At 70.4% G+C, this 25,905-nt stretch carries 19 protein-coding genes; 10 read left to right on the top strand and 9 right to left on the bottom strand.

Translation table 11 applies throughout. From position 1 onward, the window contains the following. From ACQPZG_RS17745 to ACQPZG_RS17720, 6 genes are all read left to right on the top strand, one after another. Window positions 1-1,815 (top strand): SDR family oxidoreductase, encoded by a 1,815-nt coding sequence (locus ACQPZG_RS17745; protein WP_433549449.1) that lies wholly within the window; start codon window positions 1-3, stop codon window positions 1,813-1,815. Then, window positions 1,812-2,756: a metal-dependent hydrolase gene (locus tag ACQPZG_RS17740; RefSeq protein WP_433546725.1), complete on the top strand. Its 945-nt coding sequence runs from the start codon at window positions 1,812-1,814 to the stop codon at window positions 2,754-2,756. Before ACQPZG_RS17745 ends, ACQPZG_RS17740 begins: the two co-directional genes overlap by 4 nt. An 83-nt stretch (window positions 2,757-2,839) precedes the next feature. Next, entirely contained in the window at window positions 2,840-3,934 is a 1,095-nt protein-coding gene (locus ACQPZG_RS17735) for a MerR family transcriptional regulator (protein ID WP_433546724.1), read from the top strand. Window positions 3,935-4,065: 131 nt separating this feature from the next. Beyond that, complete coding sequence (locus ACQPZG_RS17730) at window positions 4,066-4,650, top strand: RNA 2'-phosphotransferase (RefSeq protein WP_433546723.1); 585 nt, start codon at window positions 4,066-4,068, stop codon at window positions 4,648-4,650. Between the two features lie 114 nt (window positions 4,651-4,764). Further along, window positions 4,765-5,679 carry an LLM class flavin-dependent oxidoreductase gene (locus ACQPZG_RS17725; protein ID WP_433546722.1) on the top strand — a complete coding sequence of 305 codons (915 nt, stop codon included), beginning with the start codon at window positions 4,765-4,767 and terminating at the stop codon, window positions 5,677-5,679. A gap of 82 nt (window positions 5,680-5,761) precedes the next feature. After that, the gene (locus tag ACQPZG_RS17720) at window positions 5,762-6,652 is read left to right on the top strand and encodes an HAD family hydrolase (protein ID WP_433546721.1); all 891 of its coding nucleotides are present in this window, start codon (window positions 5,762-5,764) and stop codon (window positions 6,650-6,652) included. A gap of 29 nt (window positions 6,653-6,681) precedes the next feature. On the opposite strand, the gene ACQPZG_RS17715 is transcribed toward ACQPZG_RS17720, so the two are convergent. From ACQPZG_RS17715 to hisC, 5 genes are all read right to left on the bottom strand, one after another. Further along, complete coding sequence (locus tag ACQPZG_RS17715) at window positions 6,682-8,436, bottom strand: sensor histidine kinase (RefSeq protein ID WP_433546720.1); 1,755 nt, start codon at window positions 8,434-8,436, stop codon at window positions 6,682-6,684. A gap of 20 nt (window positions 8,437-8,456) precedes the next feature. Then, the gene (cydD, locus tag ACQPZG_RS17710; protein WP_433546719.1) at window positions 8,457-12,032 is read right to left on the bottom strand and encodes a thiol reductant ABC exporter subunit CydD; all 3,576 of its coding nucleotides are present in this window, start codon (window positions 12,030-12,032) and stop codon (window positions 8,457-8,459) included. Between the two features lie 68 nt (window positions 12,033-12,100). Continuing rightward, on the bottom strand, window positions 12,101-13,102 hold the full coding sequence (gene cydB / locus ACQPZG_RS17705) for a cytochrome d ubiquinol oxidase subunit II (protein ID WP_433546718.1): 1,002 nt from the start codon (window positions 13,100-13,102) through the stop codon (window positions 12,101-12,103). A 16-nt stretch (window positions 13,103-13,118) separates the two neighbouring features. Beyond that, the gene (locus ACQPZG_RS17700; RefSeq protein ID WP_433546717.1) at window positions 13,119-14,627 is read right to left on the bottom strand and encodes a cytochrome ubiquinol oxidase subunit I; all 1,509 of its coding nucleotides are present in this window, start codon (window positions 14,625-14,627) and stop codon (window positions 13,119-13,121) included. 283 nt (window positions 14,628-14,910) lie between these two features. Continuing rightward, window positions 14,911-16,017, bottom strand: coding sequence for a histidinol-phosphate transaminase (gene hisC, locus ACQPZG_RS17695; protein ID WP_433546716.1), 1,107 nt, complete (start codon window positions 16,015-16,017; stop codon window positions 14,911-14,913). A gap of 389 nt (window positions 16,018-16,406) precedes the next feature. Here hisC and ACQPZG_RS17690 point away from each other — a divergent pair, with 389 nt between their 5' ends. The 3 genes from ACQPZG_RS17690 to ACQPZG_RS17680 all read left to right on the top strand — a co-directional run bounded on the left by ACQPZG_RS17690 (window position 16,407) and on the right by ACQPZG_RS17680 (window position 20,082). Next, window positions 16,407-17,528, top strand: a complete 1,122-nt coding sequence (locus ACQPZG_RS17690) for a LacI family DNA-binding transcriptional regulator (protein WP_433546715.1) — start codon at window positions 16,407-16,409, stop codon at window positions 17,526-17,528. A 258-nt stretch (window positions 17,529-17,786) separates the two neighbouring features. Continuing rightward, complete coding sequence (locus ACQPZG_RS17685) at window positions 17,787-19,067, top strand: metallophosphoesterase (protein WP_433546714.1); 1,281 nt, start codon at window positions 17,787-17,789, stop codon at window positions 19,065-19,067. Window positions 19,068-19,248: 181 nt separating this feature from the next. Then, complete coding sequence (locus ACQPZG_RS17680; protein ID WP_433546713.1) at window positions 19,249-20,082, top strand: hypothetical protein; 834 nt, start codon at window positions 19,249-19,251, stop codon at window positions 20,080-20,082. Between the two features lie 218 nt (window positions 20,083-20,300). Here the strand turns inward: ACQPZG_RS17680 and thiC are convergent, their stop codons facing one another. Further along, on the bottom strand, window positions 20,301-22,067 hold the full coding sequence (thiC, locus tag ACQPZG_RS17675) for a phosphomethylpyrimidine synthase ThiC (RefSeq protein WP_433546712.1): 1,767 nt from the start codon (window positions 22,065-22,067) through the stop codon (window positions 20,301-20,303). Between the two features lie 202 nt (window positions 22,068-22,269). Between thiC and ACQPZG_RS17670 the strand changes: the two genes are divergently transcribed. Next, the gene (locus tag ACQPZG_RS17670; RefSeq protein WP_433546711.1) at window positions 22,270-23,667 is read left to right on the top strand and encodes a YibE/F family protein; all 1,398 of its coding nucleotides are present in this window, start codon (window positions 22,270-22,272) and stop codon (window positions 23,665-23,667) included. A 135-nt stretch (window positions 23,668-23,802) separates the two neighbouring features. Here ACQPZG_RS17670 and ACQPZG_RS17665 read toward each other — a convergent pair whose 3' ends face one another. The 3 genes from ACQPZG_RS17665 to ACQPZG_RS17655 form a co-directional block, all read right to left on the bottom strand. Next, the gene (locus tag ACQPZG_RS17665) at window positions 23,803-24,237 is read right to left on the bottom strand and encodes an SsgA family sporulation/cell division regulator (RefSeq protein ID WP_185032433.1); all 435 of its coding nucleotides are present in this window, start codon (window positions 24,235-24,237) and stop codon (window positions 23,803-23,805) included. Between the two features lie 98 nt (window positions 24,238-24,335). Next, window positions 24,336-25,127: an IclR family transcriptional regulator gene (locus ACQPZG_RS17660; RefSeq protein ID WP_433549448.1), complete on the bottom strand. Its 792-nt coding sequence runs from the start codon at window positions 25,125-25,127 to the stop codon at window positions 24,336-24,338. Window positions 25,128-25,493: 366 nt separating this feature from the next. Further along, entirely contained in the window at window positions 25,494-25,724 is a 231-nt protein-coding gene (locus ACQPZG_RS17655; protein ID WP_433546710.1) for a DUF5326 family protein, read from the bottom strand. Window positions 25,725-25,905: the final 181 nt, after the last annotated feature.

The following is a 25,905-nucleotide window of genomic DNA, read 5'->3' as shown; positions in this document are numbered from 1 at the left end:
ATGGGGAAGGCTGGACGGGACGGCACGGCGGGCCCGGCTACGGAGAGCGGCCCGGAGGGGGCGCGCGAGCGTCGGGTGCGGACCGGAGGGATCGAGCTGTGCGTCGCCGAGCTGGGTGACGCGACGCAGCCGACGGTGGTGCTGCTGCACGGATACCCCGACAGCAAGGAGGTGTGGTCCGATGTCGCGACGCGACTGTCGAGGCGCTTCCACGTGGTGCTGTACGACGTGCGCGGGCACGGCAGATCCTCCGCTCCCGAGCCGCTGCGCGGGGGATTCACGCTGGAGAAGCTGACCGACGACTTCCTGGCGGTCGCGGACGCGGTCAGCCCGGACCGGCCGGTGCACCTGGTGGGGCACGACTGGGGTTCCGTGCAGGGCTGGGAGTTCGCGACGGTCGAGCGGACACAGGGGCGGATCGCGTCCTTCACGTCCCTGTCCGGACCTTCGCTGGACCACTTCGGGCACTGGATCGCGAAGCGGACGTCCCGGCCGACGCCGCGTCGTGCCGCCCAGCTCCTGGGGCAGGGCGCCAAGTCCTGGTACGTGTACCTGCTGCACACCCCGGCGCTGCCCGAGCTGGCCTGGCGGGGACCGCTCGGAAAGCAGTGGCCGAAGATCCTGCAACGGATGGAGAAGGTCCCGGCGGGCGGGTACCCGACGGCGTCGCTGCCACAGGACGCGGCGCACGGCGCCTGGCTGTACCGCGACAACGTACGCCCCCGACTGCGCAGGCCGCGCACGGACGCGTACGCCCACGTGCCGGTACAGCTGATCACGCCGACCCGGGACTCCTTCCTGTCGGAGCGGCTGTACGACGAGCTGGAGACGTGGGTCCCGCACCTGGTACGCCGCACGCTGCCCGCCAAGCACTGGGTGCCCCGCACGCGGCCCGACCAACTCGCGGCCTGGACGGCCGAGTTCGTCCTGGCGAACGAGGACGGCGCGGCCGCTGTCGCCCCCCGGCCCACCGCGGCGGGCGGTAAGTACGCGGATCGGTTCGGCGGGCAGCTGGTCCTGGTGACCGGGGCGGCCAGCGGCATCGGCCGGGCCACCGCGTTCGCGTTCGCCGAGGCCGGCGCGCGGGTGGTGGCCGTGGACCGGGACGAGGAGGGCGCCGCGCGGACCGCGGAGCTGGCCCGGCTGATCGGGGCTCCGGAAGCCTGGCCGGAAGTCGTCGACGTGGGTGACGGTCGAGCGATGGAGAAGCTCGCGGCCAAGGTCGCGGCCGACTACGGCGTGGTGGACGTGCTGGTCAACAACGCCGGGATCGGCATGTCCGGTCCCTTCATGCACACCTCCGCACACGACTGGAAGAAGGTCCTCGACGCCAACCTGTGGGGCGTCATCCACGGCTGCCGCACCTTCGGCAAGCAGATGGCCGAGCGCGGCCAGGGCGGGCACATCGTCAACACCGCTTCGGCAGCCGCGTACCAGCCCTCCCGGGCGCTGTCCGCGTACAGCACGTCCAAGGCGGCGGTGCTGATGCTCAGTGAGTGCCTGCGCGCCGAACTGGCCGGCCAGGACATCGGCGTCAGCGCGATCTGTCCCGGCATCGTCAACACCAACATCACCGCCACCTCCCGCTTCACCGGGGTGAGTGCGGAGGAGGAGAAGCGCAAGCAGAAGCGGTCCTCACGACTCTACGGACTGCGCAACTACCCGCCGGAGAAGGTCGCCGACGCCGTCCTGCGCGCGGTGGTGCAGAACCGGGCCGTGATGCCGGTGACGCCGGAGGCGCGTGCCGCCCACTTCCTGTCCCGCTTCGCGCCCAAGGCCCTGCGCGCGATCGCCCGACTGGATCCGTCGCTGTGAGCACCGCACCCCGCCCGCGCGGACAGGGCCGGCAGAGCGACGAGGTCCATGTCATCGCGCCCCGCAGGGTCTCCTTCGACTGGCAGGAGACGCCGCTCCACTGGATACCGGATGAGCCGACCGCCACCCACGTCATCAACGTGCTGCACCTGCTGCTGCCCGCCGGCGAGCGCTGGTTCGTACGGGTCTTCAAAGAGGCCCTCCCGCTGGTCCGCGATCCCGCCCTTCTCCGCCAGGTCAAGGGTTTCATGGGCCAGGAGGCCACCCACAGCGTCCAGCACAGCTACGTACTGGACCACTTCGCCGACCAGGGGCTGGACACCGGCCCGTACACCCGGCACGTCGACTTCCTCTTCGAGAAGCTCCTCGGCGAGCGGCCGCCGTTCGGCGTTCCGGTGTCCGCGCGGGAGTGGTTGCGCTTCCGGTTGTCCGTGATCGCCGCCATAGAGCAGTTCACCGCCGTGCTCGGCGACTGGGTCCTGGGCGCCGAGGGCCTGGACCGCGCGGATCCGGACGCCATGATGCTCGACCTGTTGCGCTGGCACGGCGCGGAGGAGGTTGAGCACCGGGCGGTCGCCTTCGACATGTACCAGCACTGCGCCGGCGGGGGCCTGCCCCGGTACTCCCGCCGCGTCGAGGGCATGGTCGTGGTCGCGCCGGTGATGCTGTGGCTGTGGGCCTGGGGCGCCTCGTACCTCATACGGCACGACCCCCGGCTCGCGGGACGGTTGAGGTATTCGCTGCGGGAGCACAACAGGGCCGTGTCGAAGGGACTGTTGCCGGATTGGCGGGAGCTGGGCTCGGCGATACCGCGCTACTTGCGGCGGTCGTACCATCCTTCCCAGGAAGGCTCGCTGCGCAGGGCCGTCGAGTACCTGGCCGCCTCGCCGGCGGCGCGTGCCGCGGCGGGCGCGGTGGGACGCGCGGCACTGCGGACCTGAGGCACCGCGGACCTGAGGCACCGCGGAGCTTTCGGTTCCGGGGCGGCCGGGTGACCGGCCGACGTCGGCGGGAAGGAGTAAGGATGTCCGCGCGACCATCGCGTCAGGCGCCGGCCGAGTACCGGATCGAGGACCTGGCGCAGCTCAGCGGCGCCACGGTCCGTACGATCCGCGCCTACCAGGACCGCGGGCTGCTTCCGCGGCCGGAGCGCCGCGGGCGGGCCAATGTGTACGGGGAGCCGCATCTGGCCAGGCTGCGCCAGATCGCCGACCTCCTGGAGCGCGGTTACACGCTGGCCAGTATCAAGGAGCTGCTGGAGGCCTGGGACGCGGGACGAGGTCTCGGCGGGGTACTCGGTCTGGTCGCGGAGGTGGGCGGGCCGTGGACCGACGAGGAACCGGGCCGCATCTCCCGGGCGGAGCTGGACGCGCGGTTCGGCGGTCTCCGCGACGACGCGGCGGTGACGGAGGCGGTCGCCCTGGGGGTGCTGGAGAGGATTGCGGGCCGGGACGACGAGTTCCTCGTACCGTCGCCGCAGGAGCTGGCGGTGGCCGCCGAACTGCACGCCGCCGGGGTGCCCCTGCCCGCGATCTCGGGGCACCTGTGGGAACTGCGCGGGCAGGTCGAGCACATAGCGTCGCGGTTCCTTGAGTTCACCACCGAGCACGTCTTCGCCCGCTACCTGGGGCACCGGCCGCCGAAGGACGCTGACGCGGCGGAGGCAGCCGCTCTCGTGCGGAGGCTGCGCCCCCTCGCGCAGCAGAGCGTGGACGCCGAACTCTCGCGCGCCATGCGGTTGTTCGCCACCCGGCACCTTCAGCAGCATCTGGGGGCCGCGCCCCTGTCGGCGCAGGAGGGGGCCCGCGCCGAGGGGCTTGGGGAGGAGGGGCCGCATCCCGCCGGACCGAAGGACGAAAGACCGCACTCCGCCGGACCGGGGGAGAAAAGACCGCACTCCGGCGAGCCGAAGGACGGAAGACCTCACTCCGGCGGGCCGGCGGAGGAGACCGTCGCACTCCCTGCGTCCACGGCCACCGCCGTCCGTAATCTGGTGGGAGAGGATAATATGGCGGCCTTTGTCGCCGCGGCCACCCAACGCGAGGTTCAGGCACGCACCTTGGATGCGCTGGCCGCAGCGCCACGGAACCCACAAAAGTTGACGAACCACCCTAAATAACTCGCGAGTTATCCACAGATTCGCTCTTTCCACTGTGGAAAAGGGTCCCTGGCTGTGGATTACGCAGAACTGGCGTGCCGCGAACAAGAATTCGGATGCGCCCCCGTCATTCGCTCAGGGACGCTTCCGCCATGGACGAACAACGTGCGGTGAAGGTGTCGAAGTACCTCTCCAAGCACCTGCGCCACCAGCCCGAGCGCATCGGCATCATTCTCGACGCACACGGCTGGGTGGAGATCGACACCCTGCTCCGGGCCTTTGCGGAACACGGTTTCCCCCTCAGTCGCGCCGAGCTGGACCACGTCGTCGCCGTCAACGACAAGCAACGCTTCGCGGTACGGGACGACGAACCGGGCCGGGGCCCGGTCATCCGTGCCAGCCAGGGTCACACGGTCGGCGTCGACCTGGCCCTGCCGCCCGCCGAACCGCCCGCGTACCTCTACCACGGCACCCACCCCCGCGCCCTGTCGGCGATCCGCGCCGAGGGCCTTCGCCCCATGAACCGCGACGACGTCCATCTGTCGCCCGACCGGGAGACCGCCAACCGGGTCGGCGCCCGCCGGGGCAGGCCGGTGGTGCTGTCCGTGGACGCAGGGGCGATGCACCGCGCCGGCTACGTCTTCCGGGTCAGCGCCAACGGGGTCTGGCTGACGGCACGCGTGCCGACGCGCTTCCTGCGCTTCCCGGACTCCCTGAAGCTCTTCGCGGACTCCTGAAAAGAGGGCTCCGATGACGCGCGCCCCCGTCACGAAGGACGGCTGCCGCCCTCCGAGGAGGGCCCCGGGGGCGAGCGACACCGCAGCCGCGGCGGAACCCGTAGAGTCGGGATCATGCGTCTGAGCACTGTGATTCTGCCGATCCGTCGCTGGCACGAGGGTGGCAGGGAGGTCTGGCAGCGGGCCGAGGACCTGGGCTTTCACGCCGCGTACACCTACGACCACCTTTCCTGGCGGGTGCCGTTCCGGGAGGGCCCGTGGTTCGGGGCGCTGCCGACCCTGACCGCCGCCGCGTCCGCCACCGACCGGATGCGGCTGGGCACACTCGTCACCTCACCCAACTTCCGCCACCCGGTGACCCTGGCCAAGGAGCTGATCTCGCTCGACGACGTCAGCGACGGGCGCCTCACCCTGGGCATCGGCGCGGGCAGCGCGGGCGGCTACGACGCGACCGCGCTGCTGCCGGAGGGTGCGCGGTCGTGGACGCCGCGCGAGCGGGCCGACCGGTTCGCCGAGTTCGTACCGCTGCTGGACCGGCTGTTGACCGAGGACGCCGTGACGCACGAGGGCCGGTTCTTCTCGGCGGGCGACGTACGGAACATCCCCGGGTGCGTCCAGCGCCCCCGGCTGCCGTTCGCCGTGGCGGCGACCGGGCCGCGCGGTCTGAAGCTGGCGGCGCGGTACGGCCAGGCATGGGTGACCACCGGCGACCCCAAGCTCTTCGCGGACGGCACGCCGGACCAGTCCCTGGCAGCGATCGGCGGTCAGGTCGCCAAGCTGGGGGCGGCCTGCGAGGAGATCGGGCGGGACGCCCGGGAGCTGGGCAAAATCCTGCTGACCGGGTTCACCCCGGACCGGCCGCTCGACTCCCTCGACGCGTTCGTGGACTTCGCGGGCCGCCACGCGGAGCTGGGAATCGACGAGATCGTGCTGCACTGGCCGATCGCCGGCACACAGTTCGCGGCGGACGAGAAGATTTTCGAGCAGGTCGCGAGCGAGGGACTCGTCCAGCTCGGAAACCGCGACTGAGCGGAGGGTACTGTTCCGTTTCCGCCCTCTCAGATGTGCATGCTTTCGCACGTCCGTGCGTTCCATGCGAGAAGATGAAACGGTGACCTCAGCTATCGACCCTCGCTCCCTCCCGACCACAGGCGCAGGCCCCGGCGTCGCCCCACGCCTGATCGCCACCGACCTGGACGGCACCCTGCTGCGCGACGACAAGACCGTCTCGGAGCGCACCGTCGCGGCTCTCGCCGCCGCCGAGGCCGCCGGCATCGAGGTGTTCTTCGTGACCGGCCGCCCGGCCCGCTGGATGGACGTGGTCAGTGCGCACGTCCACGGGCACGGCCTCGCGATCTGCGCGAACGGTGCCGCGGTCGTCGACCTGCACGCGGGCGGCGAGCTGATCGAGGTCCGCCCGCTGGAGCGCACCGACGCCCTCTCCACCGTCGCCGCGCTGCGCGCGGTCGCGCCGGGCACGTCGTTCGCCGTGGAACTGACCACCGGTATCCACTACGAACCCGACTATCCGCCGTTCCAGTTCGACGCGGCGGCGAGCATCGCCACCGCCGAGGAACTGCTGCACGAGGAGACCCCGGGCAGCGGTGCCGCGGTGATCAAGCTGCTGGCCCACCACCCCTCCCTCACCCCGGACGACTTTTTGGACCTGGCCCGCGCGACGGTCGCCGACTTCGGCTCGGTCACCCGCTCCAGCCCGACCGCACTCCTGGAGATCAGCGGTCCGGGCGTCTCCAAGGCGAGCACCCTGGCCCGCTGCTGCGCCGAGCGCGGCATCTCGCCGGAGGAGGTCGTGGCCTTCGGAGACATGCCCAACGACATCGAGATGCTCGCCTGGGCGGGCCGTTCCTACGCCATGGGCAACGCCCACCCGGCAGTCCTGGCCGCCGCCTCCGGCCGTACGGCTCCCAACGGCGAGGACGGCGTCGCGGTGGTCATCGAACGCATCCTGGCCGGGTGCTACGACGTGCCGGCCGGGGAGTAGCCCGTTCCTGCGGGGTCCGGGAGGCATCCCTACAACGGGGCCTCCCACACCACGGTGGTTCCCCCGCCGCCGTCGCCCAGCCCCGGCCCGTACGAACTGGCGCCGCCCAGCGCCTCCGCCCGCCGTGCCAGGTTCCGCAGCCCGCTGCGCCGCCCGCCCTCGGGGATGCCCACACCGTCGTCCGCGACGGTGAGCCGCACCGAGCGCCGACCGTCGGCCAGGGTCGCCGTGGCGTCCACGACGACCTCGATGCGTGAGGCGTCCGCGTGCCGGAAGGCGTTCGACAGCGTTTCCCGCAGCGCTGCGATGAGGTTCTTGCCCGTGAGTTCGCCGACCATGGCGTCCACCGGTCCGACGAAGCGGTGCGCCGGTTTGAATCCCAGCGGCACCGAGGCCATGTTGATCTCCCGCAGCACCCTGGTGCGCAGCCCGGACGGGGCCTCCGCCGGCCCCTGTTGGAGCGCGAAGATCGCCGTACGGATCTCCTGGATCGTGACGTCCAGCTCGTCCACGGCCTTGCCCACGCCCACCTGCACCTCGGGCACGATCGACCTGCGTTGGGCGCTCTCCAGCATCATCCCCGTCGCGAACAGCCGCTGGATGACGAGATCGTGCAGGTCACGGGCGATCCGGTCGCGGTCCTCGTACACCGCGAGCCGCTCCCGGTCACGCTGCGACTCCGCCATCATCAACGCCAGCGCCGCCTGCGAGGCGAACTGGGTCGCCAGCGTCCGCTCCGCCTCGGTGAACTGCTTTCCGCCCCGGGCCCGCGGGGTGGCGAGCGCGCCCAGCACCCGGCCGCCGCTGTGCAAGGGCAGCAGCATGCTCGGCCCGTACCGTTCGGCGATCTTGGTGATCATGCGCGGATCGGTGGCGGAGTCCTGGACGAACACCGCCTCCCCGGCGAGCAGCAGGGCCACGATCGGACTCTCCACCGGAATCACCTGGCCCAGGGACTCCCCGGGATCGTCCGCGGAGACCGCCGCGATCTCCAGACCGCCCTCGGCGGCGGGCAGGAGCACCATGCCCGCCGCCGAGTCCGCCAGCCGCCGCGCCTGTTCGGCGACCACGGTGAGCGCATCGTCCACGCCCTCACCGGACAGCAGGGCGGTCGTCACCGCCACCGACCCGTCGATCCACCGCTCCCGCTGGCGCGCCGCTTCGTACAGACGGGCGTTGCCGATGGCGATGCCCGCCTCGGTGGCCAGCACCCGCAGCATGTGCAGGTCGTAGTCGTTGAACTCCTCCGCGCCCTTCTTCTCGGCGAGGTAGAGGTTGCCGAAGATCCTGTCCTGCACCCGGATCGGCACGCCGAGGAAGGTCCGCATCGGCGGGTGGTGCGGCGGGAAGCCCTCGAAACGGGGATCGGCCGTCAGGTCCGCCAGCCGCAGCGGCTCCGGGTCCGCGATGAGAGCGCCCAGCAATCCCTTGTGCCCGGCCGGCAGCCTTCCGATGGCTGCTGCCTCGGTCCCGCTGACGCCGTACGTCACGAAGTCGGAGAGACCCTCGCCCTCGCCGCCGACGACTCCGATCGCCGCGTACCGGGCGTCCGCCAGCGCGGCGGCCGTTTCGCAGATGCGGTCCAGGGTGGAATGCAGCTCCAGACCGGTGCCCACCGATCGCATGGCCTCCAGCAAGTGCGGCACCCGAGCGGTGAGCTCGGTCGACAGACCCTGGAGACCGCGGGTCGCCTCCGCCGCCGCGGCAAGCGAGTCGTGGGAGGCAACCCCGCCGCGGGGCGGCGGCGAATCCGCTGAGGCGGGCGGGTCCTGCTGCACTGACATGCCCTTCAGACTAGTTAGTCCTATTTGAAGGGGAAAGTCGACTGTGCAGCGGTTGCACCCGCTTGAGCTGCCGGTTCAGCCGCCCTCTCCCGCTCCAGCATCCGCCGCAGCGCCCCCTCGCTCCCGGCCAGCACGGCGAACTCCCCGCGCTGCACGACTCGGCCCTCGTCCAGCACCAGCACCTCGTCCACCGCCTCCAGCCCTTGCAGCCGGTGCGTAATCAGCACCGTCGTACGGCCCTCCGTGGCGGCGAGGAGGTCGGTGGTCAGCGCATCCGCCGTCGCCAGGTCCAAGTGTTCGGCCGGTTCGTCCAGCACGAGTACGGGGAAGTCCGCCAGCAGCGCCCTGGCCAGTGCGAGCCGCTGCCGCTGCCCGCCGGACAGCCGTGCCCCGTGCTCACCCACGAGCGTGTCGAGCCCGGCGGGCAGCGTCTCGGCCCACTCGCGCAGCCGGGCCCGCCCCAACGCGTCCCACAGCTCCGCGTCGTCCGCGCCGGTCCTGGCCAGCCGCAGGTTCTCCCGTACGGAGCTGTCGAAGAGGTGTGCGTCCTGCGCACACAGCCCCACCATCCGGCGCACCTCGTCCCCGTCGAGCGCGTCGGCCGCCACTCCGCCGAGGGTGTACGTCCCCCGCTCCGCGTCCAGGAACCGGAGGAGCACCTGGGCGAGCGTCGTCTTGCCCGCACCGCTCGTCCCGACGACCGCGATCCGCTTCCCGGCCTCCAGGGTCAGGTCCACTTCGGCGAGAGCGTGCCCCTGCTGCCCCGGATACCGCGCGGTCAGACCCCGTACCTCCACGGGGAAGGGCGACGCGGGCGCCTTCCCGGACTGCGCGGGCTCCAGGACAGGAAGAGGCGCGTCCAGCACCTCGTACACCCGCTCCGCACTGCGTCGCACCCGTTGCCGGTACTGCACGGCCAACGGCATGCCGGTCACCGCCTCGAACGCGGCCAGCGGCGTCAGGACCACCACCGCGAGCTGCACTCCGGCGAGCCGCCCCTCGAACACCGCCTGCGCCCCGACCCAGGCCGCCGCGACCACGGTCAACCCGCTCACCAGTGCGGACAGCCCGCCGCCCAGCGCGGTCGCCGAAGCACCCCGGGACGCGATCCGCGTCAGCACCCCATCCGCATCCCGTACGGCGGCGGCCCGGCGCCCGAGCGCTCCCGCCACCGTCAACTCGCCCACCCCGCCGAGCAGGTCAGCCACCCGCACGGCCAGCACACCCCGCGCCGGGGCCAGCTGGCGCTCCGCCCGCCGCGCCACCCATCCGCTCAGCATCGGTACCGCCACCCCGGCGACCAGCAGCCCGACGGCCAGCACCGCACCCGCCTCGGGGAGCATCCAGCCGGTGAACCCGACGGCGGCGACGCTCACCATCACCGCGGCTCCGGCCGGCAACACCCACCGCAGCCAGTAGTCCTGCAGCGCGTCGACGTCCGTCACCAGCCGCGACAGCAAGTCCCCGCGTCGTGCCTCGCGCAGCCCGGCGGGTGCGATGCGCTCCAGTCGTCGGTAGACGGCGACTCGCATGTCGGCGAGCATCCGCAGCACCGCGTCGTGCGACACGAGCCGCTCCGCATACCGGAACACGGCTCGCCCGATACCGAAGGCCCTCGTCGCGGTGACCGCCATCATCAGATACAGTACCGGTGGCTGCTCGGAGGCCCGCGAAATCAGCCAGCCGGACACCGCCATGAGTCCCACGGCCGATCCCAGCGCCAGGCTGCCCAGCAGCAGCGCCAGCCCGAGCCGCCCCCGCTGTTCACCCGCGTCCTGTCGTACCCGGCGCAGCAAGCCGCCGCGTGTTTCACGTGAAACATCGCCGCCCTGTCGCCCCGGTTCGGCTACGGCCTCCGCCGGAGAGCGCGTACCGCCCACCGGGCCCGCCGCGATGTCCTGCGACAGTGCGGAAGCCGCCTGCTCGCGCGAGGGCAGCCCAGCGGCCGGGGCGGCCCCAGTCCTCACGTCCCCCAGCCGCACGACCTTGTCCGCCACCGCCAGCAGCGCCGGCCGGTGCACGACCAGCACGACGGTCCGCCCCGCCGCGAGCCGCCGTACCGCCCCGACGATCTGCGCCTCCGTCTCCCCGTCCAGTGAGGCCGTCGGCTCGTCGAGCAGCAGCACCGGCCGGTCCGCGAGGAACGCCCTCGCCAGTGCGATCCGCTGCCGCTGTCCGGCGGAGATCCCGGCGCCGTCCTCGCCGAGCAGCGTCTCGGCCCCCTGCGGCAGCGCGGCCACGAAGTCGTACGCCCCCGCGTCCCGCAGTGCCTGGAGCACCGCCGCGTCGTCCGCGTCGGGCCGGGCCAGCCGGACGTTCTCGGCGACGGAACCGGCGAACAGGTGCGGCCGCTGCGGCACCCATGCCACCCGCTCCCGCCACTTCTCCAAGGACACGGACGCCAGATCCACGCCACCGACCAGCACCCGTCCGGATTCCAGCGGCACGAAGCCCAACAGCGCGTTCAGCAGCGTCGTCTTGCCCACCCCGCTCGGCCCGACGACCGCGACGGTCTCGCCCTCCGCCACGGTCAGCGAGGCCGACTCCAGCGAAGCAGCCGCCCGCCCCTCGTGTCGTACGGTCACGCCGTCGACCCGCAGTGCGACGGAATCCGGCAGCTCCCCCGCGCCGCTCCGCGGCGGTTCGCTCTCCAGGACCGCGAAGATCTCCTCGGCGGCCGACAGCCCCTCAGCCGCCGCGTGGTACTGCGCCCCGACCTGCCGCAGCGGCAGATACGCCTCCGGAGCCAGGATCAGGATCACGAGTCCCGTGTACAGATCCAGTTCGCCGTGCACGAGCCGCATGCCGATGGTGACGGCGACCAGTGCCACCGACAGCGTGGCCAGCAGCTCCAGGGCGAAGGAGGACAGGAAGGCGATCCGCAGCGTCCTCATGGTGGCGCGCCGGTACTCGCCCGTGATCTCCCGGATGGACTCGGCCTGCGCCTTGGCCCGACCGAACACCTTGAGTGTGGGCAGCCCGGCGACCACGTCCAGGAAGTGCCCGGACAGCCGTGACAGCAGCTGCCACTGGCGGTCCATCCGGGCCTGCGTGGCCCACCCGATGAGAACCATGAAGAGCGGGATGAGCGGCAGCGTCACCACGATGATGGCGGCCGATACCCAGTCCTCGGTGACGATCCGCGCCAGCACCGCCACGGGTACGACGACGGCCAGCCCCAACTGCGGCAGATAGCGCGAGAAGTAGTCGTCCAGGGCGTCGACCCCCCGCGTGGCCAGGGCGATCAGCGAGCCCACCCGCTGTCCCCCGAGCCACCCGGGGCCGAGAGCCGTGGTCCGCTCCAGCAGCCGTCCCCGCAGTTCGGACTTGACTGCGGCGCTCGCCCGGTGTGCGGCGAGCTCGGTCAGCCAGGTCACCGACGCCCGGCCGAGAGCCACTGCTGCCAGCAGGATCAGGGAGGTGCGCAGCTCCGCGGCCCCCTGACCGTCCTGGAAGGCGCCGACCACCACCTCGGCGATGAGCATCGCCTGGGCGACGACCAGGCCCGCCCCGGCGAGTCCGAGGACCACCACCGCCGCGAGGAAGAAGCGGGTGGCACGGGCGTAGCGGAGCAGACGCGGGTCGATCGGTTTCACGTGAAACATCCCCCACTGCAGGACGGGTCCCGGTCACGGCTGGACGGGCAGGTTCTCATCGGGCGTTCTCAGTGCGCGTCGGCGAGGTGTTGCGTGCCGATGCGCTTCCTGAAGACCCAGTACGTCCAGCCCTGGTAGAGCAGCACCAGCGGAGTGGCGATGGCTGCGCACCAGGTCATGATCTTCAGTGTGTACGGGCTGGACGAGGCGTTGGTGACGTTGAGGCTCCAGGCCTCGTTCAGCGAGGAGGGCATGACGTTCGGGAAGAGCGCCAGGAAGAACATGGCGAACGCGGCCGCGATGGTCACGCCCGAGAGTGCGAACGCCCATCCTTCGCGCCCCGCCGCCGTGCACGCAAGGGCCACGACGAGCGCCAGCACCGCCACCACCAGCGCGACGAGGCTGCTGGTCCCGCCCGTGTCGCGCTGGGTCCAGACCAGGAAGGCCAGCGCCAGCACAGCCGTCACCGCGCCCAGTCGAAGTGCCAGGGTCCGTGCCCGTACCCGGATGTCGCCGAGCGTCTTGAGCCCTGCGAACACCGCGCCGTGGAAGGTGAACAGGGTGAGCGTGACCAGCCCGCCCAGCAGGGCGTACGGGTTGAGCAGGTCGAGGAAGTTCCCGACGTACTCCATGTCCTTGTCGATCTTCACGCCTCGCACGATGTTCGCGAAGGCCACGCCCCACAGGAAGGCGGGCAGCAGCGAGGTCCAGAAGATCGCGTGCTCCCAGTTGGTCTGCCAGCGTTCCTCGGCCCGCTTGTGCCGGTACTCGAAGGCGACGCCGCGCACGATCAGGCAGACCAGGATGAGCAGCAGCGGCAGGTAGAACCCGCTGAAGAGGGTGGCGTACCACTCGGGGAAGGCAGCGAAGGTGGCGCCGCCGGCGGTCAGCAGCCAGACCTCGTTGCCGTCCCAGACGGGCCCGATGGTGTTGATCAGGACCCGTCGTTCCTTGCGGTCTCTGGCCAGCAGTTTGGTCAGGACGCCGATCCCGAAGTCGAAGCCCTCCAGGAAGAAGTAGCCGATCCACAGGACGGCGATCAGAACGAACCAGACGTCATGGAGTTCCACAACAGTTCCCCATTCCTCAGTACGAGAAGGCCATCGGCCGGTCGGGATCGCGGTCGTCGCCGCCGATCTTCGTGGGCGGATTGAGGTCGGCCTCGGTGAGCTCCGGGGGGCCGATCCTGACGTACTTGATCATCAGCCTGACCTCGATCACGGCGAGCACCGCGTACAGCGTGGTGAAGACGAGCATCGAGGTGAGGACCTCGCCCTGCGAAACGCCGGGGGAGACGGCCGCGGAGGTCTTCAGGACGCCGTAGACGACCCAGGGCTGGCGTCCCATCTCGGTGAAGATCCAGCCCCACGAGCTGGCGATGAGCGGGAAGAGCATGGTCCACAGCGCGACGACCCAGTACAGGGAGGCGAGGCGCGGACTGAGCACCTTCTTGCGGAAGAGCACCAGGTTCGGCACCTCGTCCTCGCCGGTCCGCAGCCCCGGTGGCAGCAGGAACCTCTTCCGGGTCAGCCACAGGCCAAGCAGCCCGAGGCCGAAGGACGCCATGCCGAAGCCGATCATCCAGCGGAAGCCCCAGTAGGCGACGGGGATGTTGGGCCGGTAGTCGCCGGGGCCGTACTTCTCCTGGGCGGCCTTGTTGAGCTCGTTGATGCCCGGGACGTACTCGGTGAAGTTGTCATGAGCGAGGAAGGACAGCACACCGGGGATCTCGATGGTGACCCGGTTGTGTCCCTTGTCGACGTCGCCGATCGCGAAGACGGAGAACGGGGCGGGCGCCTCGCCCTCCCAGAGGGCCTCGGCGGCGGACATCTTCATGGGCTGCTGCCTGTACATGACCTTGCCGAGCATGTCGCCGCTGATCGCGGTCGTCAGACCGGCGATCACCACCGTGACCAGGCCGAGCCGGAGCGAGGTGCGCATCACCTGGACGTGCTTCTTACGGGCCAGGTGGAAGGCGGCTATGCCGACCATGAACGCCCCACCGACCAGGAAGGCGGCGGTGATGGTGTGGAAGAACTGGTTGAGCGCGGTGTCCTGGGTGAGGACCTTCCAGAAGTCGGTGAGCTCGGCGCGCCCGCGCTCCTCATTGATCCGGTAGCCGACCGGGTGCTGCATCCAGGAGTTGGCCGCCAGGATGAAGTACGCGGAGAGGATCGTGCCGATCGACACCAGCCATATGCAGGCGAGGTGGATCTTCTTCGGCAGCTTGTCCCAGCCGAAGATCCACAGCCCGATGAAGGTGGATTCGAAGAAGAACGCGATCAGCGCTTCGAACGCGAGCGGCGCACCGAAGATGTCGCCGACGAAGCGCGAGTAGTCGGACCAGTTCATGCCGAACTGGAACTCCTGCACGATGCCGGTGACGACCCCCATCGCGATGTTGATGAGGAAGAGCTTGCCCCAGAACTTGGTCGCCTTGAGGTACTTCTCCTTGTTGGTCCGCACCCAGGCGGTCTGCAGGCCGGCGGTGAGCGCGGCGAGCGAGATCGTCAGGGGGACGAACAGGAAGTGATAGACGGTGGTGATACCGAACTGCCATCGCGCCAGGGTCTCTGGCGCCAGAGCCAGGTCCACGTCGTCGCTCCTTACGTCACCGCGGCCTCAGCGGCACTTTGCCCCTTTAATCCCATAGGTAATGGGATGAACGGGACGCGCTTGTGAACGCGTTCACATTCACAAGCATTATGTCGCACGCCCTTTCGGAGCCTCCCGGGGGGGTCCCCAAACCGCAGGTGCCCCCACGAGCCGTGTCAGGGCTCACAGGGGCACCGGAAGTCACCGCCGAACGCACCGCAGGCTCACCAGCAACGAAGGACGACGCTTCACCGTCGCAGCCGCAGCCCGGCCCGGAGAAGCACTAGAGCTCCTTGCGGAACGCCTCCGCCGCCTTCAGGAACAGATCGTTCGCCTCGACCTCGCCGATCGTCACCCGTACCCCCTCGCCCGCGAACGGCCGGACGACGACGCCGGCCCGGTCGCAGGCCGCCGCGAAGTCGGTCGTACGGTCCCCCAGCCGCAGCCACACGAAGTTCGCCTGCGTCTCGGGCACCGTCCACCCCTGGCCGACCAGCGCCTCGTAGACCCGCGTGCGCTCGCCCACCAGCGCGTCCACCCGCTCCAGCAGCGCGCTCTCGGAGCGCAGCGAGGCGACCGCGGCCTCCTGGGCGATCTGGCTCACGCCGAACGGGACGGCCGTCTTGCGCAGCGCCGCCGCCACCGGCTCGTGCGCCACCGCGAAGCCGACCCGCAGCCCGGCCAGACCGTACGCCTTGGAGAAGGTGCGCAGCACCGCCACGTTCGGACGGTCCCGGTAGAGCTCGATGCCGTCGGGCACCTGCTCGTCGCGAATGAACTCGCGGTACGCCTCGTCCAGGACCACCAGCACGTCCCCCGGCACCCGGTCCAGGAAGCGCTCCAGCTCCGCCCTGCCCACTACGGTGCCGGTGGGGTTGTTGGGGTTGCAGACGAAGATCAGCCTGGTCCGCTCGGTGATCGCGGCCGCCATCGCCTCCAGGTCGTGCACGTCGCCGTCGGTCAGCGGCACCGGCACCGCGGTCGCTCCGCTGACCTGCGTGATGATCGGGTACGCCTCGAACGATCGCCACGCGTAGATGACCTCGTCGCCCGGCCCCGAGGTCGCCTGGAGCAGGGACTGCGCGACGCCGACCGAGCCGGTGCCGGTGGCCAGGTGGGAGACGGGAACCCCGAAGCGCGCGGCGAGCTCCTCCATCAGACCCGTACAGGCCATGTCCGGGTAGCGGTTGAAGCCGCCCGCCGCCTCGACCGCACGCTCCATGACGCCCGGCAGGGGAGGGAAGGGATTCTCGTTGGAGGACAACTTGTACGCCGTCGGCCCGTCGGCGTCGGCAGCCCCGGCCGGCTTGCCGGGCTTGTACGTGGGGATGCCGTCCAGCACCGCGCGCAGTCGGGGGCGCGCCTGGCTCGTACCGTTCGTCTCGCTCACTTGAGGTCCTCCTCGACCGTACCTACCGCCAATACTGCTCACCCTATGAGGATTGGGCGGCGCTGCGAAGGGGCTGCCCAAGGACGCTTCACCGACCGGCCGGGACCTCACGCAGGGCGCGAGCAGCGTGTGGCGCGCTCCCACCGTGATTGCGCGCCGGTGGCTCACGCCGTGGCGCGCGTCCCTCGAAGTGGTGAGTTGAGACCTCCCCGACATATCCGTCAGGCACCGGGGCCGGACCACATGCCGAAGGACTTCCTACCGAAACCGCGCCAACCCCCATGGTTTCCATGGTCATTGTGCGCTTAGACCCGTGCAGAAACGTGCCTGTCAATCGGCGCATATGCGCGAAGGCCAACCAGTGCTCCGCGCCCTACTATCGGCTCGCCATGACAGCAGCAGGGAAGCATCAGGTGAGCCGGACCGAGACACCCCGGCGAGGCAGTCGGCCAGGACGTGCGGGCATCCGGGATGTCGCCGCCGCGGCCGGCGTCTCCATCACGACTGTCTCCGACGCCCTCAACGGCAAGGGCCGGCTCCCGGACGCCACCCGCCGCCACGTCCGCGAGGTCGCCGATCGGCTGGGCTACCGCCCGTCGGCCGCGGCCCGAACCCTCCGTACCGGCAAGTCGGGCCTCATCGGCCTGACCGTCACCACCTACGGGGATGAACCTTTCACCTTCACCGAATTCGCGTACTTCGCGGAGATGGCCAGAGCGGCGACCTCGGCCGCGCTCGCCCGCGGCTACGCCCTCGTCATCCTCCCCGCGTCCTCCCGGCACAGTCCCTTCGACGTGTGGCAGAACGTCGCGCTCGACGGGACCGTCGTCATCGACCCCTCCGACGACGACCAGGTCGTCACCGAACTCATGCGCCAGGGCCTGCCCGTCGTCTCCGACGGACGCCCGTCCGGCGACCTGCCGGTCACCGCCTGGGTCGACAACGACCACGAAGCCGCCGTTCTCGAACTCCTCGACCACCTCGCCGACGCCGGCGCCCGGCGCATCGGCCTGCTCACCGGAACCACCACCGACACCTACACCCGCCTCTCCACCACCGCCTACCTGCGCTGGTGCGAGCGCGTCGGACAGGACCCGGTGTACGAGTCCTACCCGGCGCACGACCCGTGCGCGGGCGCCGTCGCAGCCGACCGGCTGCTCGCCCGGCCGGACCGGCCGGACGCCGTGTACGGACTCTTCGACCCCAACGGCACCGACCTCCTGGCCGCCGCCCGCCGCTACGGGCTGCGGGTTCCCGAGGACCTGCTGCTCGTCTGCTGCTCGGAGTCGACCGTGTACGCGAGCACCGAGCCGCCCATCACCACGCTCTCGCTCAAACCCCGACGGATCGGCACCGCCGTCGTCCAGCTCCTCATCGACGCCATCGAGGGACTGAACACCGGGCAACCCGTCGAACAGGTGATACCGACCGAACTCATCATCCGTACCTCGTCCCAGCGACGCCCACCGCGCACCACGGTGAGCGCCCCGCGCTCGCCCTCGGGGGACTGACGCGGCGGGCCAAGGTGACGGGGGGGGCGGGGCGGTCGCGGGGAGCCGCCCCGGCATCAGTACCGGCCGGGCACCGGTACTGATCTCCGCAATCCGGGCGAAACCACCGGTGAACTGCGGGTGTACCGGGATTCACCACCCCTGGTGCCTCACACAGCGCGGGCCGCATTCCTATGATGGGCGCACGACACGGCGGACCACCGGAGACCGGGTGGGAATTCCAAGGTGTACGGCGGTGCGACGGTGGTGGAGGGGTCAATGACTCAGGGGGCCGGTCAGGGACCCGCGGTGCGGACGGCGACGGTGCGGGACTTCCGGGTGCCTCCGTATGCGCAGGCACCCGTGGCGACGCCGTACGAAACCGAGCAGGCGTACGACGCGGAGCAGATGTACGCCGAGCATCAGCCGTACGGCACGAAGCCGCCGCACGGCGAGGAGCGGGCGTACGGCGAAGGTCACGCGCACGCCGGCCGTCAGGCACACCTACCGACCGGACCGTACGGCTCTCAGCAGGCGTACGGGGAACAGCAGGCCCACGGCAGCCAGCAGGCCCACGGCGCGGACGGTTTCGGCGGCGCCGAGGAGGAGCCCGAGGGGTACACGCCCACCCAGCGCGACCTCCCGGTGATAAGCCGGGACGACCGGGGCGGCCCCGGCGACACCCTGCGCATCCCGCAGCCCGACGTGTCCGCCGCGAGGGAGGGCGAGGGACTGGGCCCGCTGTTCGTCGTCGGAGACGTGCACGGCTACCTCGTCGAACTCCTCGACGCCCTGCACGAGCAGGGGCTGATCGACGACGAGGGCCACTGGGCGGCGGGCAACGCCCGGCTGTGGTTCCTCGGTGACTTCACCGACCGCGGTCCCGACGGCATCGGCGTCATCGACCTCGTGATGCGCCTCTCCGCGGAAGCGGCGGCGGCGGGCGGCTACTGCAAGGCGCTCATGGGCAACCACGAGCTGCTGCTGCTCGGCGCCCGGCGCTTCGGCGACACCGCCGTCAGCTCCGGGGCGGGCACCGCCACCTTCCAGGCCGCCTGGCTGCTCAACGGCGGCCAGAAGTACGACATGGAACGCCTCCAGGACGTCCACCTCCAGTGGATGGCCCGGCTGGACGCGGTGGCGCTGGAGGACGGGCACCTCCTCACCCACTCCGACACCACCGCCTACCTGGACTACGGCAGCACCATCACGGACGTCAACGACACGGTGCACGACATCCTCACGCGTAACGACGCCGACGAATGCTGGGACGTCTTCCGCAAATTCACCAAGCGATTCGCTTTCCGTGACGAAGGCGGTGCCAATGCCGTACGGGAACTGCTCGCCGCATATGGCGGCGAGCGCATCGTCCACGGTCACAGCCCCATTCCGTACCTCCTGGGGGAGGTCGGTGGCGAGGACTCCGGGGACGGAGAGGGCAGCTCGGGGCCGGTCGTGGAGGGTCCGCACGTCTACGCGGACGGGCTGGCGATCGCCATGGACGGCGGAGTGACCATGGCCGGAAAGCTCCTGGTGGTCCAACTCCCGTTGAATGACTGAGTGTGACGAGGGAAGACTTACAGCCTACGAGCTCGCTCCGGGCTCCGGGCCAATTTCCTCAAACCCCCTGTCACCCCGTGCCGTAGGCGCTCTACCATCGGGTTATCCGTAGCAGGCTCTCCTCCGTTTCCGCCCAATTACCCGACCGACGCGGGAATTCGGCCCTACGGAGTATCGGGGGATGCACATGAACAGCGTTCCGCACCTGCTGGCCGAGGACCGCCCCGAGTTCGAGCGGACCCTCGACGAAGCACTGCGCACCGCCCGCGAACGCCCGGAACTCGCCGCGCCGGGCGGCCGGCTCAACAGCGAGCAGCTGCGCACCGCAGCACTCAACGCCCGGGAGATCATCGCCGGCCACGCCTCGGCCGAGTACGACCACTACGTGAAGGTGCGTGGCGACCTCCGTGCCCCCGCCCTGCCCGCCGCGGGCGCCCTGCTTCCGGCGGACATGGGCGAGAAGGCGGAGGCATCGGGAGCGGGTGCGGTCGCCGTACTGGCCGTTCTGACGCCCGTACTGGCCGGCGTGGCCGCGGCGGTACTGCTGCTCGTCGGTTTCCTGCTGCGCATGATCACGCCCGAACCGGCTCTCGCGGACGCCCTGGTGACCGCCGGGTGGGTGTTCGGCGCGCTCGCCGCGGCAGGACTGCTCGGCGCGGCCATCGGACTGCTCATCACCGCACTGCGCAACGGCTCGACCGCACTGCCGGTCGCCCGGCACACCGCCGGCACGGAGGAGATCGACCGGGCCAGGGAAGCCTGGAAGCACGCCCTGCTGGAGCGTGGCATCGTCCCCTTCCTGCGCGACGCGCTCGCCGACCCGCCCGCCACTCGGGGGCCGGACCCCACGCCTCCCCGGCAGACCGGCCGCATCGCCGGTCTCGGATACTCCCGTCCGGACTTCAGCAGTCCGAGCGAGAACAACGCGCACAACGGCCACAAGAGCCGGCCCAGCTTCTCCAGCCCGGACTTTTCCAGTCCCGACTTCGGCGGCCCGGACCACAAACCGGAGTGACGACGGCCCGAACGGCGAAGCAGGAGAGCCGAGGTCCGAACCCACGAAGCAGGAGAGCCAGGGGCCGGGCCACGAAGCGGGGAAGCCCAGGTCCGGACCGCGAAGCAGGAGAGCCAGGGTCCGGACCGCCCAGCGGAGCATCGGTGGTCCGGTCGCGAGCCCGAACAGCCCGGAACCACACCACCGACCCCGCATTCCCCCGGGGGCTTTCGTCGACGCTAGTCGGCGATCGGCAGATAGACCCGGTTGCCGGCCGCGGCGAACTCCTTGGACTTCTCCGCCATGCCCGCCTCGATCTCCTCGGCGGTGCCCCCGTGCTCCCTCCTGATGTCGTGGCTGATCTTCATCGAGCAGAACTTCGGCCCGCACATCGAGCAGAAGTGGGCCGTCTTCGCCGGTTCGGCGGGCAGCGTCTCGTCGTGGAACTCCCGTGCGGTGTCCGGGTCGAGGGCCAGGTTGAACTGGTCCTCCCACCGGAACTCGAAGCGGGCGTCCGACAGGGCGTCGTCCCACTCCTGCGCACCGGGGTGACCCTTCGCGAGGTCCGCCGCGTGCGCGGCGATCTTGTACGTGATGACGCCGGTCTTCACGTCGTCACGGTTGGGCAGGCCCAGGTGCTCCTTGGGCGTCACGTAGCAGAGCATCGCGGTGCCCCACCAGGCGATCATCGCGGCGCCGATGCCGGAGGTGATGTGGTCGTAGGCGGGGGCCACATCGGTCGTCAGCGGGCCGAGCGTGTAGAACGGCGCCTCCTCGCAGATCTCCTGCTGGAGGTCGATGTTCTCCTTGATCTTGTGCATCGGGACGTGTCCCGGGCCCTCGATCATGGTCTGTACGTGGAAACGCTTGGCGGTCGTGTTGAGTTCCCCAAGGGTCTTCAACTCGGCGAACTGCGCCTCGTCGTTGGCGTCCGCGATCGAGCCGGGGCGCAGCCCGTCGCCGAGGGAGTACGTCACGTCGTACGCCGCGAGGATCTCGCAGAGCTCCTCGAAGTGCTCGTACAGGAACGATTCCTTGTGGTGGGCCAGGCACCAGGCCGCCATGATCGACCCGCCGCGCGAGACGATGCCGGTCTTGCGGCGCGCGGTCAACGGCACGTACGCGAGGCGCACGCCCGCGTGGACGGTCATGTAGTCCACGCCTTGCTCGGCCTGTTCGATCACCGTGTCCTTGTAGACCTCCCAGGACAGTTCCTCGGCGCGGCCGTCGACCTTCTCCAGGGCCTGGTAGAGCGGCACGGTGCCGATCGGGACGGGTGCGTTGCGCAGGATCCACTCGCGGGTGGTGTGGATGTTGCGACCGGTGGACAGGTCCATGACGGTGTCCGCGCCCCACTTGGTCGCCCACGTCATCTTGTCCACCTCCTCCTCGATGGAGGACGTGACCGCGGAGTTCCCGATGTTGGCGTTGACCTTCACGAGGAACCGCTTGCCGATGATCATCGGCTCGATCTCCGGGTGGTTCACGTTCGCGGGCAGCACCGCGCGCCCGGCGGCGATCTCCTCCCGTACGACCTCGGGGGAGACGTTCTCCCGGATGGCCACGTACTCCATCTCCGGGGTGATCTCGCCGCGTCGTGCGTACGCGAGCTGCGTCACCGCCTGCCCGTCGCGTCCCCGGCGGGGCTGGCGCGGGCGGCCGGGGAAGACCGCGTCGAGGTTCCGCAGGCCGCCGCGCGGCGACGTGTGCTTGATGCCGTCGTCCTCGGGGCGGACCGGTCGGCCCGCGTACTCCTCGGTGTCACCACGGCCGATGATCCAGTTCTCACGCAGCGGGGCGAGTCCGCGCCGTACGTCCGTCTCGATGGTCGGGTCGGTGTACGGGCCGGACGTGTCGTACAGCGTCACGTCCTTCCCGTTGGTCAGGTGCACCTGACGGACCGGCACCCGGAGGTCGGGGCGCGAGCCCTCGACGTACCCCTTGTGCCAGCCCGGCGTGCGCTCGCCCTCGTTGTGGGCAGGCGTGCGTGCATCCATCGTGGTCATGAGACCTACTCCCTACGCCGGCATTACCCGGTAACAGGTTCGGCGGTCGACGCAGCCTTTTCCGTACCCATGTGTACGGAGGTCAGCGCCCTCTCAGCCCGGTGCTCCGAGCTCCCGCGTGTGCAAAAGGTTTGACCCCACGCTAACGCCACTCCGGCCGCGCTGAACAGAGGGCCCCTCCCGTTCTTGCGATGATCGGGCGGTGACCCCACCCCAGCCGCCTCCCCCGACCCCGTCCCAGCCGCCGTCCTCACCCGGTCCTCCGCAGGATCTCCCGCCGTCTGCTCACGCCCACGGGCACAGCCACAGTCACGGTCCCGCGGCGCCCGTGTCCAAGCACCTGCGCAAGGTGATCGCGGCCGTGCTGATTCCTTTCGCCACGGCCGTTCTCGTCGGACTCGCCGTTCTGTGGCCGGGCGGCGCGCCCGCCCACGAGCGCACCGGAGTGGGTTTCGACCGGCAGACCGAGAAGGGCCGGGTCGTCCAGGTCGACGAGATCGACTGCAAGGGCGCGGGCGTCGCCCAGCAACCGCAGCAGGAGGGAGGCAGCACTCCGCCGGCACCACAGGACGGTGAAGGCGACCCGGGCGGCAAGACCGACTGCAAGAAGGCGAAGATCGAGGTCCTCACCGGTTCGGGCAAGGGCCGCACCTTCGACGAGATCGTGCAGCCGGGCGCGCCACGACAGTTGAAGCAGGGTCAGGGCGTCGTCGTCGCGTACGCCCCCGACGCGCCCCGCGACCTCCAGTACTCCGTCACCGACGTGAACCGGAAGCTCCCGCTCACCCTGCTCGCCGGCATCTTCGCGCTCGCCGTGGTGATCGTCGGCCGGATGAAGGGCCTCATGGCGCTGATCGCGCTGGCGGCCTCGTTCGCGATCCTGACCCTGTTCATCCTCCCGGCCATCCTCCAGGGATCGAATCCCCTGGTCGTGGCGGTGGTCGGGGCCAGTGCGATCATGCTTATCGCGCTGTACGCCTGCCACGGGCTCAACGCCCGCACCTCCGTCGCCGTCGTGGGCACCCTCATCTCGCTGCTCCTCATCGGGCTGCTCGGGTCCCTCTTCATCGGCTGGGCGTTCCTGTCCGGCAACGTCGACGACAACACCGGCCTCATCCACAGCCTCTACCCGTCGATCGACATGAGCGGCCTGCTGCTCGCGGGCGTCATCATCGGCTCGCTCGGTGTGCTCGACGACGTGACCGTCACGCAGACGTCCGCCGTGTGGGAACTGCACCAGGCCGACCCGACGATGGGTCCGCGCGCCCTGTACCGGGCGGGCATCCGCATCGGCCGCGACCACATCGCGTCCGTCGTGAACACCCTGGTCCTGGCCTACGCGGGTGCCGCCCTCCCGCTGCTCCTGCTGTTCTCCATCGCGCAGAGCAGCGTGGGTACGGTCGCCAACAGCGAACTGGTCGCCGAGGAGATCGTCCGTACGCTCATCGGCTCGATCGGCCTGGTCGCCTCGGTTCCGGTCACCACGGCGCTCGCCGCACTGGTCGTCTCCGCCGACCGGACCGGCGCGACAGCTGGCGGCGGGGCCGCTTCCGGTACTGCGCCGGTACGCACCGGGCGCGGCCGGCGCCGCAAGACCTGAGCCGGGGCGCGCGGCCAGAGTCGGCGGAGCGTGGCGGACCCGGGGCACATGCCGGAGCGGCGGCCGGATCACTCCGGCCGCCGCTCGTGTGCGGGGGCTGTAAACCTGCCCGCCCGTGGTGTTTCCGGCGTCGCCTCAGCCCGCGTTCTCCTCGGCGAGGATCCGCCCGAGTTCGTCCTCCAGGCACCCGGCATAGTCACTCTGCGTGTGCTCCTGGCCGAGCGGTACGAGCTTGTCGGTACGGTCGAGGAACGCCACGAGCGGTGCCGCGCTCGCTCTGAACAGCGCCCGGTCCGCGCCGACCTGAAGTCGGAGGTGGACGTCGGCCAGCTCGTCGGGGTCGGAGGGCGAGATGTGCACATCGCCTTCGCCGCAGGGCTCGTTGATCCCGTCGACCAACAGTTCTCTACCAAAAGCCCAGGTCACGGGCGCGTCCCCGGGCAAATGAAAGGTCAGGCGAATCGCATACGGGTCCTTCGCCTCGTACATGAGCTCCACCGGAATACGAAAGGAGAGCTCCTCCGAGACGAGGAAGCTCATCATGACCTCTGCCTGAACCGACTCGCGCATCGCCAACCCTGACGTAGATGGAAGTGCCGGAACGTTCCCCTCCGGTCCTCTTGACGCCATCGTGGTCGAAGCAGTAGCAGATCACAAGGAGTGAGTTTTCAGATACTGATAGAGAACATGAGCGAACGGACCACCTCGGTGATTTCCTCGCCCAGGCGTTCGATCGCAGGGCCCAGACGGTGCTCTTGTGCGAGAGGCACGGAGATCGCCAGTACGGCAGCGGTCTGTCCGATGGTGACCGGAATCGCCGCGCACGCCGTCCCGAGCATGTACTGCTCGCGTTCCACCACCGTCCGCGTGCGCTCGATCGTCGCCAGCCGCTCCAGCAGGGACGCACCGTCGCGCACCGTGTACGGGGTGATCGCCTCGACCGGATGACGGTCGAGGTGGTCGAGCCGGGACACGGTGTCCAACTGGGCCAGCAGGCACTGGCCGATCGCATGCGCGTGCGCCGTCTCGCGGAAGTCGGCCCACTCCTCGACGGCCGGGTGCTCGGGACTTTCGACGAGGACCGTCGCTTCGATTTCGCCCTCGTGGTAGACGGCGAAGTACACGGCGACGCCGAGCGTGTCGCGCCAGCGCTCCATTGTGGACAGCAACGCCTCCCGCCTGCGTTGCTCGCAGCTCCCCCGCCCGAGCCGCCCCGCCGCCGGACCGAGCACGAAGACCCCCTGCTCACGTCTGAGGTATCCCTCGTGAGTCAGGGTGCGCAACAGGTGGTACGCGGTGGGCAGCGGCAGTCCGGCCTCCCGCGCGAGCTGCTTGGCGGGGGCGCCGTCGGCATGGACGCTGACGGCTTCGAGCAGGCGCAGAGCACGCTGCACCGAGCCGATCAGGGTGGGTGCCGGTCCGTCGGGCCCGGCGGGGCCGGGTACGGCGGCGTTCAGCAGGGGCGCGGCGGGTGCCGACGCCCCTGGCGCACTCGCTGCGGGTACGGACACCTCGGGGGCACCCGTGGTGGATTCCGGCACCTCAGGCGGAGCCACCGCGGGTACGGGCACCTCGGGCACGCCTGTGGCGGGTGCGGGCACCGCGAGCGGTCGCGCTGGGGGTGGGGCGCCCGTCTGAGCTCTGGGCTGGGCCGTGGCCATGGGGCACTCCCGGGGTCCCGAGGGGCAACGCGGTCGCCGGGGAGCGGGACTCCCGGGTGACGGCAGCGGTTTTCCACCCTAACTGCCGGTCCCCGGGGCTCAGTTGCTTTCGGGTGCCAAATTCCCCCCGGCGGGCTAACGCCCGCACGGGCTATCAGTCACTGGCTACCAGTCACCGCGGGAGGAGCCCCCGGTCGAGGAGGACGCCATGAACCGCCGGACGACGTAGATCAGACCGCCGACCAGTGCCACCAGCAGCAGCAGCTTGAACAACAGGCCGACCAGAGCGCCGATCGCGGCCAGGATCGTGCCGCCGAAGACCAGCAGAACCAGCGCCGGGATCGCGATCCACTTCACCCAGCCCGGCAGACCCGCGAATATTTCCCGTGCAGCCATTTTCTTGCCTCTCCCTCAGCCCGGGTTCCGCCCGGCGCAGTGGTGGTTCCTTGGCTTCGATGCTAGGCGGGGGACCGCTCGCGCGGAGGGCCGGAATCCCTTGAAGACCCCTGATCCGCCCCCTAGGGTCCCGGGGTGTTTCACGTGAAACACCCCGGGGTCCGGTGGCGCCGGACGGGCG

Origin of the sequence: Streptomyces sp. CA-294286, assembly GCF_050947155.1 — a bacterium.
Classification (GTDB): Bacteria; Actinomycetota; Actinomycetes; order Streptomycetales; family Streptomycetaceae; genus Streptomyces.
This window is presented reverse-complemented; position numbering and strand designations above follow the sequence as displayed.

What these genes read in the sequence shown, in the direction of transcription:
- ACQPZG_RS17745 (WP_433549449.1), top strand. Translation starts at nt 1, where the DNA reads ATGGGGAAGGCTGGACGGGACGGCACGGCGGGCCCGGCTACGGAGAGC.
- ACQPZG_RS17725 (WP_433546722.1), top strand. Translation starts at nt 4,765, where the DNA reads ATGCGTCTGAGCACTGTGATTCTGCCGATCCGTCGCTGGCACGAGGGT.
- ACQPZG_RS17655 (WP_433546710.1), bottom strand. Translation starts at nt 25,724, where the DNA reads ATGGCTGCACGGGAAATATTCGCGGGTCTGCCGGGCTGGGTGAAGTGG.
- ACQPZG_RS17685 (WP_433546714.1), top strand. Translation starts at nt 17,787, where the DNA reads ATGACTCAGGGGGCCGGTCAGGGACCCGCGGTGCGGACGGCGACGGTG.
- ACQPZG_RS17715 (WP_433546720.1), bottom strand. Translation starts at nt 8,436, where the DNA reads ATGTCAGTGCAGCAGGACCCGCCCGCCTCAGCGGATTCGCCGCCGCCC.
- ACQPZG_RS17690 (WP_433546715.1), top strand. Translation starts at nt 16,407, where the DNA reads ATGACAGCAGCAGGGAAGCATCAGGTGAGCCGGACCGAGACACCCCGG.
- ACQPZG_RS17680 (WP_433546713.1), top strand. Translation starts at nt 19,249, where the DNA reads ATGCACATGAACAGCGTTCCGCACCTGCTGGCCGAGGACCGCCCCGAG.
- ACQPZG_RS17730 (WP_433546723.1), top strand. Translation starts at nt 4,066, where the DNA reads ATGGACGAACAACGTGCGGTGAAGGTGTCGAAGTACCTCTCCAAGCAC.
- thiC (WP_433546712.1), bottom strand. Translation starts at nt 22,067, where the DNA reads ATGACCACGATGGATGCACGCACGCCTGCCCACAACGAGGGCGAGCGC.
- ACQPZG_RS17735 (WP_433546724.1), top strand. Translation starts at nt 2,840, where the DNA reads ATGTCCGCGCGACCATCGCGTCAGGCGCCGGCCGAGTACCGGATCGAG.
- ACQPZG_RS17665 (WP_185032433.1), bottom strand. Translation starts at nt 24,237, where the DNA reads ATGCGCGAGTCGGTTCAGGCAGAGGTCATGATGAGCTTCCTCGTCTCG.